Here is a 14,145-nt window from a genome sequence, read left to right as displayed (position 1 = left end):
GAGTCAGGATTATCAAAGTTATAATATATTTGTCACAAAAAAGTTGAGCAAACTCTAAACTTAGATAAAAGTCTATACCAATTGATTGGAATGGAAGATGGCGACTCCAGCCGGAATAGCATGAGCTGAAGACCCTGGACGGAGCGTAGCGGAGGAAGCGGCTGAAGCCATGCCGGCGGAAAGCGTCCATCTGCAATGGAAAGCAATGAGGCTCACCTCTTCAATATTTCAGTGAGCTTTCCAACAACAAAGATATTTTTCACACGTAACTTAAATACCAAAAGTTACGTCGCAGTATATCTATTTTCCGAATCATTGAATAACCCCAACAATTATTTTAGAGCAAAAGAAAGAGGGCTATTGTAAAACACAATAGCCCTCTTTCACTACTACTTCGGTATAGTAATCAGTACTCGCTGTTCTTTAATTTCCACTTCGGCGCCAAGCACTGCATTTTCCATAAGCCAATCACTTCCATGTATACTTAGAACATAACCATTCGTAGGGATTTCGGAATTGTTACCGCCTCTCTCTACAACTTTCCCATCAACTACGGTAACTTCATAACCATAAATATTTGTCCCTGTGGTCTTTCCATGTTCAGGAGTATACTGAATTAACTGGTCTGCTCCACGGCCTTGATTAATACCATCAAGCGGTCTTGATAACACGTACTCTCCATAAATGGCCTGAATCAAAAACGGTTCAAGAACAAATTTACCTACTTCTTGAGGGATTTCATCTAATTTTTCAATCATGGCTTGAAGCTCTTTTCTATGCTTTTCTGCACTAGCATTATCTCCCTCTTTTTCCTCCATTAAAAGGTTTACAGCAATAACGCCTGCTTCTCCATACAATTTTAATTTATTTAAGTATGGGTCCACTTCCTGTAAGAATTTTTCATTCTCCATGTGGCCTCTTAATTTTTCGGGAACTTGCTGTAGTTTTTGAAACTCCTTAATTAAAGCTTCTGCTTGTTTTTCAGCCTCCCCATTTGCTTCATATACTTTCCAAAAGTCTTCAAGTAATGGGTCAATCGTTAACGATTCTGTATCACTTAGTCTGGATGAATAAGAATTCTCTGCGAAAGTTCGCAAGTATTCTGAGGCTTCTCCCCCAAAGCTTTGAATGCTATTTTCCCATGATTGCTTGGGATCATATTCATATGGGTTCCAAGCATAATCCGCAACTGTATAAAGTGGAATCTTTGAGGCTTCCGCTTCATTCATCGGATTAGCAATCAAACCAGATACTCCGTTCTCCACTAAGTCGGCATCCCTTTTTTCTAAGGGTCCAAGAAACAGCCGGTTACGATCAAAGTCATTAACAGGATAATTATCCCACAGCAATAATTCATGGTTAAAAATGTCTGAAACCTTCTTCGCACCTTCAGATGTAATTGACTCAGAAACTACATTAGGGCCTGTCCACATTACCTTCATATCCTGCTCTGTCAATTCAGCAAAACGTTCTCTGTACGTATTAGTATGTGTCCCAGCATAATCAGTTGGAACAGTGATTAATTGCTCTGCACCTTCATGTGTATCAATGAATTCTTTTTTAAAGCGATTTAAAAAATATGCTTGGGCAGCTGCTGTAGGGTTAGCATCATCACCAAACTTCTTTTTATCCTGTTCGCAGTGCAGTTCATAACTAATGTCATCAAGGAAAATGGCATAAGAGCGTACACCTAACTCCCACATTGTATCCATCTTATCCATTAATAACTCAAAGTCTTTGTCACCTGAATAGCAAACAGTGTTACCCGGTGATAATGAAAAGGTAAACTCTACATGATTTTCCTTTGATTTATTAATCAATTCTTTTAGTTCCTTCAACTTATTTTCCGGGTAAGGCTTACGCCAATCTTCTCTGTGGTACGGATCGTCTTTTGGTGCGTACATATAGGAATTCAATTTATTATCTCCATAAAAATCCAATTGACTTAATCGATCTTCATGAGACCAAGTCGGCCCATAGAACCCCTCAATGATGCCACGTTCTTTCATTTCTGGCCAGTCTGTCACTTCCACCTCTGGAATCCAATTACGTCCTTTTCTTTCCTGAATAAGTTGACGAAAGGTTTGCGCGGCATAGTATGTACCTGCTTTGTCTGTTCCAGCTAGCAAGATTTGTTTTTTATCCTTATTTGTTACAAGCACATAGCCTTCATCCTTCATTTCCTCGAGATCATCAGTATCTACTTCATCCAATACATCCTCTGTTTCCTCATTCATGGAGGGCACACCAAGAAATATAGTTACAGGGGCGTGTATTTTCTCATTATCTTCTTGTACCTTCATACGTTTGACTCCAGCATTTTTTAGCGTGTTCTTTAATTCATTTAATGCTGCCTCATCCGCATTTTCCCCAACGACAATACCTACAACAGGCGGAAGCGGAAAACCATCATCACCTACTTCTATTTCCTGTGGCTGGGGATTAACAGTAATCGTTCTTTCTTGCTCTCCCTCATCATCTGCATATGCAGAATGATTTGGTAATACGAATGATGTTAATAAAATTGTCAATATAAAAATCACGGGGAAACTGCATAGAATACGTCGTCCATTTTCTTTCTTGTTCTTTACCAAATTTATCACCTTCCCTACTATTATTAAAACGCTTACTTAAATGCTAGCATTCATATTGAAAGGCTGTCTATGCAACTATTGACGGTTTTTTTAAAGTGTTTAACCCTTGCTAGTTACTAAAAACGGACAAATTGATGTACTCTTCACTATGGACCACTACTTTTTGTCTATGAGTATTTACTTACTACATCGTTTGTATGTATAAAACAACAAGCGGACGATCGTTTTCATAAATGACGTCCGCTTGGAACTTTTGTAGTGGAAAAGAAGCATGTCTATCTATTAGTCACCATCATCAACAACAATATAAGTTGCTCTTACAGGCCCATGAACGCCAACAATCAAATTCATTTCTATATCGGCACTGTTACTCGGTCCTGATATAAAACTTATACAGGAGGAAACCATATGCCCTTGTTCATGTGCTTCATGAATTTGTTTTGCCGCTTGGGTCATTCTAGGAACGATTGTGCTCTTAGGGATAATTGCAATAAAATTTTCTGGCAACAGGCTGATCGACCTTCCATTATCTTTGTTATTGAATAAAGTTACGGTACCAGACTCTGCAAGGGTTATGTCACTAAAGTTAATGCCTACATCAGCCCGTTCTGCAATAATTTGATTTTCCTTCCCTGCTTTAGAATCCCATACGTGTACCTCCTCACCCCCCGTACGTAATCTATCAAAAAGAAGATCTAGCCCGAATTTTTCGTTGCGATCGTCTTTTGCTGTGATGATTTTCTTTCCATAAACAGCTACTGTCTCTTCCACTGTTTGAGGTAATTCCGCAATAGTTGTCCTTTTAAAATCAGTATGAATTGCCTTACATTGCTTTTCCAATACATCGACCAATTCATCCTGCTGCATCCTTCCAATACCTGCCACTGTGGCTGCACACTCCATTCAGGTCGTTTAACCCCTTCAGTTTTCCGTGGTCTTCCTAGATTGTTCGCCAACTTATTTAAAAAGCGATCCCTGTTTTGAATTGCCATTATGTTTGCTCCCCCTTCTGTCTTTCTTTAAACCAGGCTCGGAAGCTTTGTTTACTTGGGGCAGGAAAATCACGGACATCCGTCCAACCTTTTAAGGGACCAGGTCCATTGGAGATTTTTTCATGCTTTGTCCATGGCTTGAGTGCCATTCGAGCCATCTTTGCACTCATTTTATATGCAGCCGGATTGGATGCCCAGTTTGCATATCCTTTCATAGCTACTTTCTCTCCAGTAGGAGCCATATTTTCCTTTTCAACAATAATTTCCCGATGGCGAATTAATTGCTCATGAAGAGGAATTTTTACAGGGCAGGCTTCCGTACATGCTGCACATAATGTGGAAGCATATGGCAATTCCTTATGATCCTCGTACCCATCCAACAGCGGGGTGAGTACAGCTCCAATCGGGCCGGGATATATAGAACCATATGCATGGCCACCAACATGGCGATATACCGGACATACATTTATACATGCAGCACAACGAATACAGTGAAGCGCAGACTGAAATTCAGTTCCAAGAATCTTTGAACGGCCATTATCAACGATTACTAAATGATAGTCATCAGGTCCATCTATTTCCTCTTCCAAACGCTTCCCCGTCACGGATGTAACATAGCTTGTCAACTTTTGCCCTACAGCGGCACGGGTTAACAGGCTTACTAGTACGTCCAATTCTTCCCATGTGGGGACAATTCGCTCCATACCCATCACTGTAATCTGTGTATCTGGTAATGCTGTAACTAATCGAGCATTCCCCTCATTTGTCACAAGTGTCACCGCACCTGACTCTGCAACTGCAAAGTTACAACCAGTTATTCCAATATCCGCAGATAAAAATTCCTTACGCAGTTGCTCACGGGCGAACAATGCAAGCTCTTCAGGCTTATCCGTTTTTTGGTACCCCTTTTTATTTTCGAATGTTTCTTGTATTTGCTGTCTATTTTTATGAAGTGCGGGAGCAACAATATGAGAAGGTGGATCTTCATCCAATTGTAGAATCCATTCTCCCAGATCTGTCTCCACCACCTCAGCGCCAACATCTTCCAGAGCTTCATTTAAACCAATTTCTTCTGTTACCATTGATTTAGATTTAGCTACTTTTCTTCCATTTTTCTTTTTAACCACATTTTTAATATATTCATTGGCCTCTTCAGCTGTTTCAGCAAAGAAGACATTGCCCCCACGATTTTCTACCTGTTCACTCAATTGTTGCAAATAGAAATCGAGATTTTCCATCGTATGTGTACGAATTTCTTCTCCAAGTGTTCGCCAATCCTCCCAATCACCCAACTCTTCTGCTGCGCTTAGGCGTCCATTTCTTAGCCGGCCTTGAGCAGAAGAAACAGCCTGTCGCATAAAATCGTTCTTTAAGCCTTCCTGGACACGATCCTTAAAAGAAGTATCTCCAATTTGCAAACCCATTCAGCCCCACCCCTTTATTGATGATTTAATACCTCTGTAATATGAAGAATCTTAATATTTTTTCCTTCTCTTGTCATACGTCCACCTATATTATATAGGCAAGCCATATCTCCACCGATCAGATATTCAGCCCTTGTCTCGGAAACATGCTGTGATTTTTCCTTTACCATTTCTCCTGAAATCACGGAATTCTTTACAGCAAATGTACCACCAAACCCACAGCAATCTTCTGCAAGCGGTAGCTCAATCAGATCCATCCCTTTTACATTTCTTAATAGCTTTTGCGGTGCGTCCTTTACTCCTAAAACCCTCGTCATGTGACAGGATGGATGATACGTCACCCTTCCATTAAAGGTAGCTCCAACATCTTCTATTCCTAACACATCAACTAGAAACTGAGTGACTTCATACGACTTCGCTGCTAGATTATTCGCTTGTTCCTCCCATTCTGGATCACCACGGAATACTTTTGGATACTCTCTGAGCATTCCAACACATGAGCCAGAGGGCCCAACTACATATTCTGCATCTTTGAAAGCTCGCATCATCTGCTTCATCGCTTTTTTGGAATCCTGTAAATAACCACTATTAAATGCTGGTTGGCCACAGCATGTCTGGGCCTCAGGAAAATCTACTTCACATCCGGCCTTTTCCAAAAGTTCTACTGTATGTTTACCAACACCTGAACCTATGATGTCACACATGCAAGTAATGAATAATGATACTTTCATAGAATTGCCTCCCCTTATCTCCTAAAACATTTTTATAAATACTTAAACAGTAGTTGTTCAACACCTACTAAATGATCCAGCATATATTCTCTAGCCTTTACAGCGTCCCCTGCCTTAATTGCATCATAGATCAATTGATGCTCTGCAAGTAACTGTTCATCTCTACCTTCCGTATATAGTAGTAGTTTTCTAGTTTCTAAAATTGTTTCCACCATAATCTCTGAAACACTACTTAGCAAATTAACTAACATCGCGTTATGGCTTGCATGAACAATTGCCAGGTGAAAATTGAAATCCGCCCGTTCACCAAGCTCTCCATCGCCAATGGCAGCCTCCATATCTTTTAGTATTTGCTCCAGATTTCTTATATCCTCTTCCTCATGATTATCAGCGGCTGAAGCTGCAGCACCTGCTTCCAAAATTCGTCTCACTTCAAATAATTCTTTTACATCCTCTTTTTTCATAAGAAATGCTGTTGTAACAGGAAGATAGAATTTAGAAGCATCATATTCTGTAACGTATGTGCCCTCTCCCTGCCTCATCGTAAGCAATCCCATCGCTCGAAGGCCACTTAGTGCTTCACGAATAACAGACTGACTTACCTCAAAATTTTTAGCCAGTTGAGAAACAGATGCTAATTTATCTCCAGGGTTCAAGTCACCAGTCTTTATCCAATTCAGGATTGTATCAGCTACTTCCTCGTAAATCTTTTTAGTTTTAATCGGTTTATATTCCATTTGCATCTCTCCATTGTTTCAACAGACATTAGGTCATCTGATGAGTTATGTTAATTAAAAACTATACCATTTACTACCACATGTCAATATAACTCTTGAAAATTGTATCTTAAAAGAGAGTTTCCTCTTGGAACAAATAAGATTAATTATTATACTTATTCAAAAAAACAGCATCTCATAAACATGAGATGCTGCCTTTTTATTTTGTATAGTTATCAAAATATCCTTGAATATAAACAATTGGTGTACCTTTATCTCCGCTTCCCGTAGTTAGATCAGAAAGTGAGCCAATCAGATCCGTCAGTTTACGAGGAGTTGTTCCTTGAGCCTCCATTGCGCCAACAAGGTCTTCGCCTTTATTGTCAATGAACTCGGAAATTGCTTTTTGTAGTTCTTCTCCTTTTAGCTCAGAAAAATTATTATCAGCAAGATACTTTAATTTAATTTCATTCGGTCTTCCGTCAAGCCCTTTTGTATATGCCGGAGATACAACCGGGTCAGCGAGCTCCCAAATTTTACCTACTGGATCCTTAAATGCACCATCACCAAAGACCATTACTTCTACATTTTTACCTGTCTTCTCCAAAATCATTTGCTGGATCCGCTCAACCACTGGCTGACACTCCCTTGGAAAAAGCTTCACTGCTTCATCGGTAGATTTATTAGAGCCGAGCAAACCGTACTCTTCATTATAGCCACTTCCATCTACAGGAGCAGACAGAATATCATCAAGCCCGTACACTTTGCTACCGCCATTCTCTTTTATGATTCGTTTTGTCCGATTTCTTGTATGAATATCACAAGCTAGAACACTTTTCGTATAATCTAAGATTGTTTTCGGGCTATTGGAAAAGATAACCTCACATTCAATTCCCTGCGCTTCTACAAGTGATTTATAGTATTCAATATAATCTACACCGGTAAAAGTATGCTTCATAAAACCAAAGTGGGTACGAAATTCATCTTCTGATAGGACGTCTGTCCATGGGTTAATTCCCTTTTCGTCTAAAGAATCTAAATCCACAAGATGGTTTCCTACCTCATCAGAGGGATAGCTCAACATAAGAACAATTTTTTTTGCTCCCTTCGCAATACCTGTTAAGCAATTGGAAAAGCGATTTCGGCTTAAAATTGGAAAAATTACTCCGACTGTATCTTCCCCAAATTTAGCTGAAACATCTTTTGCTATATCGTCAACAGAAGCATAGTTTCCTTGTGCGCGTGCTACAATGGATTCCGTCAACGTTACTATATCACGTTCCTGAACTGCAAATTTTTCCGTTTCTGATGCTTTCAAAACACTATCAACGACAATTTCTTCTATTTGATCACCTTCATTAATAATTGGACAACGAAGCCCTCTTACTACGGTTCCCACAACTCTTTCCACAAAAATCTCTCCTTGTATGTAAACTGCATAAGTACTATATAACTATACGCGTTTTTTAGTGTAGAAGTAAAGGGAAAAGTTAAAGATTCTATAGTGTTGGAAGGCATTGAAATATGAAGATTTTGATTGAATTTATGGTGAACTTTTATTTGTGGCGACTGTGTCTCATATTTCTGCTGGTTCTCTCATTTGTCTGGTTGCGTCTCTCATATTTCTGCTGTTTCTCTCATTTGCGACGCTGTGTCTCTCATATTTCTGCCGGTTCTCTCATTTGCGACGCTGTGTCTCTCATATTTCTGCTTTCTCTCTCATTTGAGTGGCTGCTTCTCTCATATTTCCGCGGCCTAATCTACTTCAAGTTGATTTTTGTTAAATTTAATCATATCCCTAGAAATCTTTATTCTTCATCTAGCATCGTCCATGAGACCACTTCTTCAGGCTCCATGGAATTCATTGTGGTTTCCCATTGATCATTTATATTTTTAAACAAATCATCAATGGAGCAATCTAAATTATTCAGTGGAATGTTTGCTTGTGCACTGACAAGCCCTTTATTTAAGGAATTTAATACCTTTACAAGTCCTGTTGATCGATCTCTAATAGCATCCGGATCATACGTAAAAATAGCTAAGTGAGGTTGCCCACCTATAGAAACTACATCGATTTTTTCTATCTCTTGCCACTTAATTAATCCGGGTCCGATCATGGTGGACTTATCTGTAATACCCTCTTTTGAAACGATTACAGCTGGCTTTCTTTTTATTACGGATTTTGTAAAAAAATAAGTCCCTATTGCAAAGAAAGCAGCACACACTGGCATTAGGACTAATAACAGATTTTCAAGAACTCCAGTTGCCCCGTCACCTAAAAGTAATAAAAAGATTCCACCACATAAAAACACAAAGATGGTGGAAAATAACGCTAATACAACCATTCTTTTTTTCTTTGGATAAACAACAAATTCCTCCATTAAAACACTCCCTTTTCTTCCATCTTATAGCAGCATAATAATGATTAATTCTAATTACAAGTGTAGTAGGACCCATTTTAGATATAAAGTTTCAAATAATTGCTCTTCTCGTAAAAAAGAACATGAATTAAAATTTAAAGCTGCCTTTTCCAATGAAAAGCAGTATTATTCTTATTTATCAACACTATACTTTCAAACCAAATCACATCTAGGCTATAATTATATGTATATTGAATAATTAACCTTTCTTTAACTTGGGGGCAAGGAAATGAAGTCTATTCTCGATCAAATTCAGCTAAAGTACCAAACATTAAGTAATACTGAAAAGAAAATAGCGGATTATGTAATGCAAAACAATACAACTTTATTAAATATACATATAAAAGAGTTGGCTCAGCAAATTGATGTTTCTGTCGCTACAATTACACGATTTTGTAGAAAAGTAGGGGCCAGCGGATTTGTAGAATTTAAAATTCTACTGAGAGATGCCGTAGAGAGGAGAGACGAACCACATGACGCTATTGAAACCGTTGATTCTATTTATCAAACGATTATCAAATCAACTAACTCCTTAACAAATATTCAGGATTACAAAACGGCATGTAGCTGGGTGCTGGATTCAGAACAGATACATATATATGGGCTTGGGAGCTCTGGTTTATCTGCCCAGGAGTTAAAAACACGAATAGCAAGAATGGGGTTATTTGTGGATACACATATTGATTCACACGCCATGATCATCAATGCTTCTATTCTTACGGAAAGAGATGTCGTAATTGCCATTTCCAGCTCCGGGCAAACAAAGGAGATCATTGAAGCTATAAACTTAGCTAAACAAAAAGGAGCAAGAGTAATTTCCATTACGAACTATTCAGAAACAGATTTAGCTAATAGTTCAGACTTAATTTTATATACAGCCAGCATACAGCATTACCTTGATAAAGGATTTTTAAATAGTCAATTGTCCATCTTAATTTCGTTGGATATTCTTAGTATGATGCTTTTGCAAAATGAACGTATTTACAATAAACATAATGAAACGTTACGTGCTTTACATGCATATAAAAAAGCATAGAATCCACGAAAAACACGACATGGATTCTATGCTTTTTTCTTTAATTTCAGGGCTGAATTGCTTCTGCAAATTTTTCTGTGATTAATTGTGGTCTTGTAATTGCACTGCCGACAACGACAAAATGTGCTCCATTTTCTAATGCTAAACCAGCCTTGGTTGGTGTATCAATTTTTCCTTCCGCAACCACAGGAATGGAAACTGCTGCAACTATTTTCTTCAGTATAGCAAAATCATTCGCGAAAATACTGTCACCCTCAGTGGCTTTTGTGTAGCCAACAAGTGTTGTGGAAACACAATCAAAACCTGCCCTTTCTGCTTGAATGGCTTCTTCTACTGTAGAAATATCCGCCATGAGTGCAACATCTGGTCTATTCTCTTTTACATAGTGAACAATATCTGCAAGTTTTTCTGCGTTAGGTCTGCTTCGATTTGTCGCATCCATTGCAATCATATCGGTATCAGCCTTCAACAACGCCTCAACTTCTTTTAATGTAGGGGTAATGTAAATCGGGCTGTCCGGATAATCTTGTTTTATAATGCCAATGACCGGCAGATTCACTTTCGTTTTAATTTCCTTAATATCTGCAACCGAATTAGCACGAATTCCCTTTGCTCCGCCTTGCAAAGCGGCAACTGCCATTCTTCCCATAATCATAGAAGAATGTAAGGGCTCATCTTCCAAGGCTTGGCAAGAGACAATCAGTTGGTTCTCCAGCTGTTTTAATACGCTTTTCATTTATAACTCTCCCAATTCTTCTTCAACTTGATTCTTAATTGTCGTTACTTCTGGTCCATAAATAACCTGAATGCCGTTACCGCTTGCTACTACACCTTTAGCACCTGTTTTGTTTAATTCTTCTTTGGACACCAATTCCGAGTTATGAACACTTACGCGGAGACGGGTAGCACATGCGTCCACATCTTTAATATTGGATTTTCCTCCAAGTCCTTTAACAATCGCTTCTGCTCTTTCATTTTTAGTGAAGTTTTGGACTTCCACGTCTTCATCTTCACGACCAGGTGTCTTAAAGTTAAATTTACGAATAACGAATTTGAATGTGAAGTAATACAAGAAGAACCATGGCACACCAATAATTGGCACCCAGATCCAGTTTGTTTTGTCCACACCTTGCAATACACCAAACAATAGAAAGTCGATAAACCCGCCTGAGAAGGTTTGACCAATTGTTATTTCAAACATATGTGCAAGCATAAAGGCAATCCCATCATAAAAAGCATGAATTACATATAGGACGGGGGCAATGAATAAAAATGAGAATTCGATTGGTTCGGTAATACCAGTTAAAAAGGAAGTAAGACCCGCGGATAACATTAATCCAAGTACTTTCTTTTTATTCTTTGGCTTAGCAGTGTGATAAATTGCTAAACATGCACCAAGCAATCCGAACATCATGGTAATATGTCTTCCGGCCATGAAGCGAGCTGTTCCGATGAAGAATTGCTCTACATCCGGCTGTGCCAGTTGAGCAAAGAAGATCCGTTGAGTTCCCTCAATTAGGGTACCATCAATGATCATGGATCCACCTAAGCTTGTAGTCCAAAAGGGAATATAGAAAATATGATGTAAACCAAACGGACCAAGCAGACGTAAAACAAACCCATAAATAAATGTTCCGATATAGCCTGTTGCTTCAACCAATCCTCCAAGTGAAAAAATACCTGATTGAATAATAGGCCAAACATAAAATAAAATAATTCCTAAAATAATTGAACTAAAAGCGGTGACAATTGGAATAAATCGGGAACCGCCAAAAAATCCTAGAAAACGCGGTAATTCAATTTTATTATATCTTTGATGTAGCCAGTATGTTAATAAACCTAAAGCCACACCACCAAAAACCCCTGTTTCCAGAGACTGAATACCAAGGATCATCCCTTGTCCAACCTCTGCAAGATCGGTTTCTGCAAGTTTCCCTGTAATAATAAGCATGGCATTAATTGTTGCATTCATAACTAAGTATCCCAGAACAGCTGCTAAACCAGCTGTACCTTTATCAGATCTGGCTAATCCAATAGCAACCCCAACAGCAAAAATAATTGCTAGGTTTGCGAATACTATATTACCTGCAGAACTCATAATCGTAAAAATTGCTTGCAGCCATGCTTGATTAAGGAAAGGATAAGCTTCAACTGTTGCCGGATTGCTGAAAGCTCCACCAATTCCTAAAAGTAAACCAGCTGCTGGCAATACAGCAATAGGAAGCATGAATGATTTACCAAACCGCTGTGCTTGTTCAAAAAGTACTTTTTTCATCTTTTCACCTCTATTATTTTTTGAAAATGATTTACATATTAATAATAATATTGTAAATTATTATTATCAACACTTTTTTGTAATTTCATTAATTTGGCATGGTTTTTTCTAATATGTGCAAACTACCAGTACTCTTATTCATTCTTTTTAAAGGAGGAGAAATATGTTTAAAAAACTTTTTAGTAAAACAGACAATAATACGAAACTTTCTCTCATTGCCCCTTTGGATGGCGAGGTTCTCTCATTGGAGGAAGTCCCGGACCCTGTATTCGCCGAAAAAATGATGGGAGATGGCATGGCAATAAAACCTAGTGGCTCTACTGTCTATTCCCCCATACAAGGAAAAGTGATGCAGGTCTTTCCAACAAAACACGCTATTGGCTTACAAGCAGAAAATGGAGCTGAAATATTAATCCACATTGGTTTAGAGACAGTTAACCTAAAGGGAGAGGGCTTTGAAGTTTTTGTTAAAGAAGGAGATAGCGTAAAAGTTGGAGATAAGTTAGTTCAATTTGATATGCAAATAATCGAGCAAAAAGCTGCTAGCACTATCACACCAATTATTATTACCAATACAGCTGATATGGGGGAAATCAAAAAAACAGAAAAAAAACAAGTAGTAGCAGGACAGGATGAAGTGATGGTCGTTGATAAATAGGAAGTCTGTAGGTAAGGAATGTAGGAAAAACCGCATAAGTTTTAATCTTATGCGGCTTTCTAACTTCTTAAGGGGTATTTAGCTATTCATATTTATCCATAAAATGCTTTGCTGCTCCTAGAAGATTAGCTTTATTATCATTTTCAGCAAGTTTTATGGAAAGCTTTTTTCGATGGTTAGGCATTAATTTATCATATAAAGATGACTCGATAGCATTTAAAAGCAAATCTCCTTGCGCTGTGATGCCTCCACCAATAACAATTAATTCCGGATTAAAAATATGAACGAGTGACTGAAGTCCTGTAGTCAAATCATCTACCCAGCTTTCAAAAATATTTACACATGAAGCATTTTCTTCTCTAACCAATTGGAAGAAATCTGGAAGAGACTTCTTATTACCTGTAGATTCAGCAACTAATTCAGCTAATGCCGCACTGGATGCATATCGTTCATAGCAGCCATTATTACCACAAGTACATGGTTTGCCATCCTTGTACAGATTTATATGTCCAAATTCACCTGCTGAAAAGTTAGTCCCAGTATAAAGCTTCCCATTCATAAATAGAGCTCCACCAATACCAGTTCCAATGGTTACGCAGATAAAATCATCATAACCTCTAGCAGCTCCCTTCCAATGCTCTCCGATTGCTGTGCAGTTTACATCATTCTCTACACTTACTGGCAGACCTGTATGCTCTGATACCAACTGTGCAATCGGAATTCCTGTATAGCCGGGGATTGTGTCAGTTGCATGAACAACCAAACCATTAGTACTATCTATTTGACCTGCTGTGCTAATCGCGATCCCTGAAACCTTCCATGTTTCACTGAGTTCATCACATATATCAAGTATTCTTTGAACTAACGCCATACCACCCTGATGAGCTTCAGTAGGCTTACTATCATGATATAGAAGCTCTCCGTCCTTTGTAAGCACACCAAACTTAATTGCTGTTCCGCCAATATCAATAACAATCATATTTTTAACTCCTTTTAAATATGCAATTACTTTCCTGGTTGAGAGAGAACCTTGCTCATTTGAGAAACAAAACGCTTATTTGAGAGAGCACCCTTCCCATTTGAGAAACAAAGCGATTATTTGAGAGAGCATCCTCTCATTTGAGACACGCACTCACTCTTTTGAGAGAACGCCCCTCTCATTTGAGAATCAAAACGTTTATATGAGAGAGCACCCTTCTCATTTAAGACACGCACTCACTCTTTTGAGAGAACGCCACCCTTCCTCTCCAAGAAAAAAGAAGGAAGAAAAATTAATTCCCTCCCCCCTTTAATAATTAC

The 14,145-nt window shown here is 38.5% G+C and carries 11 protein-coding genes and 1 pseudogene; 2 read left to right on the top strand and 10 right to left on the bottom strand.

The features are described from left to right. Positions 1 to 389: 389 nt before the first annotated feature. The 7 genes and pseudogenes from JCM12304_RS13265 to JCM12304_RS13235 all read right to left on the bottom strand — a co-directional run bounded on the left by JCM12304_RS13265 (position 390) and on the right by JCM12304_RS13235 (position 8,838). The gene (locus JCM12304_RS13265) at positions 390 to 2,603 is read right to left on the bottom strand and encodes a glycoside hydrolase family 84 protein (protein ID WP_256200833.1); all 2,214 of its coding nucleotides are present in this window, start codon (positions 2,601 to 2,603) and stop codon (positions 390 to 392) included. Positions 2,604 to 2,876: 273 nt separating this feature from the next. Further along, positions 2,877 to 3,586, bottom strand: a pseudogene (locus JCM12304_RS13260) (LutC/YkgG family protein). Further along, positions 3,586 to 5,010, bottom strand: a complete 1,425-nt coding sequence (locus JCM12304_RS13255; protein WP_019379157.1) for a LutB/LldF family L-lactate oxidation iron-sulfur protein — start codon at positions 5,008 to 5,010, stop codon at positions 3,586 to 3,588. Before JCM12304_RS13255 ends, JCM12304_RS13260 begins: the two are co-directional and overlap by 1 nt. 14 nt (positions 5,011 to 5,024) lie before the next feature. Beyond that, positions 5,025 to 5,741 (bottom strand): (Fe-S)-binding protein, encoded by a 717-nt coding sequence (locus JCM12304_RS13250; RefSeq protein ID WP_060680899.1) that lies wholly within the window; start codon positions 5,739 to 5,741, stop codon positions 5,025 to 5,027. A gap of 32 nt (positions 5,742 to 5,773) precedes the next feature. Then, complete coding sequence (locus JCM12304_RS13245; RefSeq protein ID WP_060680897.1) at positions 5,774 to 6,478, bottom strand: FadR/GntR family transcriptional regulator; 705 nt, start codon at positions 6,476 to 6,478, stop codon at positions 5,774 to 5,776. Between the two features lie 199 nt (positions 6,479 to 6,677). Then, positions 6,678 to 7,868: a coenzyme F420-0:L-glutamate ligase gene (locus JCM12304_RS13240; protein WP_060680895.1), complete on the bottom strand. Its 1,191-nt coding sequence runs from the start codon at positions 7,866 to 7,868 to the stop codon at positions 6,678 to 6,680. Positions 7,869 to 8,265: 397 nt separating this feature from the next. Beyond that, positions 8,266 to 8,838, bottom strand: a complete 573-nt coding sequence (locus tag JCM12304_RS13235; protein WP_060680893.1) for an STM3941 family protein — start codon at positions 8,836 to 8,838, stop codon at positions 8,266 to 8,268. Between the two features lie 268 nt (positions 8,839 to 9,106). Here JCM12304_RS13235 and JCM12304_RS13230 point away from each other — a divergent pair, with 268 nt between their 5' ends. Beyond that, on the top strand, positions 9,107 to 9,913 hold the full coding sequence (locus JCM12304_RS13230; RefSeq protein ID WP_060680891.1) for a MurR/RpiR family transcriptional regulator: 807 nt from the start codon (positions 9,107 to 9,109) through the stop codon (positions 9,911 to 9,913). Positions 9,914 to 9,959: 46 nt separating this feature from the next. On the opposite strand, the gene JCM12304_RS13225 is transcribed toward JCM12304_RS13230, so the two are convergent. Next, positions 9,960 to 10,649: an N-acetylmannosamine-6-phosphate 2-epimerase gene (locus JCM12304_RS13225; RefSeq protein ID WP_060680889.1), complete on the bottom strand. Its 690-nt coding sequence runs from the start codon at positions 10,647 to 10,649 to the stop codon at positions 9,960 to 9,962. After that, the gene (locus JCM12304_RS13220) at positions 10,650 to 12,188 is read right to left on the bottom strand and encodes a PTS transporter subunit EIIC (protein WP_060680887.1); all 1,539 of its coding nucleotides are present in this window, start codon (positions 12,186 to 12,188) and stop codon (positions 10,650 to 10,652) included. Positions 12,189 to 12,351: 163 nt separating this feature from the next. Here JCM12304_RS13220 and JCM12304_RS13215 point away from each other — a divergent pair, with 163 nt between their 5' ends. Further along, the gene (locus JCM12304_RS13215) at positions 12,352 to 12,846 is read left to right on the top strand and encodes a PTS sugar transporter subunit IIA (RefSeq protein ID WP_019379149.1); all 495 of its coding nucleotides are present in this window, start codon (positions 12,352 to 12,354) and stop codon (positions 12,844 to 12,846) included. Between the two features lie 82 nt (positions 12,847 to 12,928). Here JCM12304_RS13215 and JCM12304_RS13210 read toward each other — a convergent pair whose 3' ends face one another. Next, positions 12,929 to 13,825: an ROK family protein gene (locus tag JCM12304_RS13210; RefSeq protein WP_019379148.1), complete on the bottom strand. Its 897-nt coding sequence runs from the start codon at positions 13,823 to 13,825 to the stop codon at positions 12,929 to 12,931. Positions 13,826 to 14,145 lie beyond the last annotated feature (320 nt).

The organism is Virgibacillus halodenitrificans JCM 12304 (genome assembly GCF_001310895.1).
Taxonomy (GTDB): domain Bacteria; phylum Bacillota; class Bacilli; order Bacillales; family Amphibacillaceae; genus Virgibacillus_Q; species Virgibacillus_Q halodenitrificans.
The sequence above is the reverse complement of the archived record's forward strand: the minus strand, read 5'-3'. Positions and strand labels throughout refer to the sequence as shown.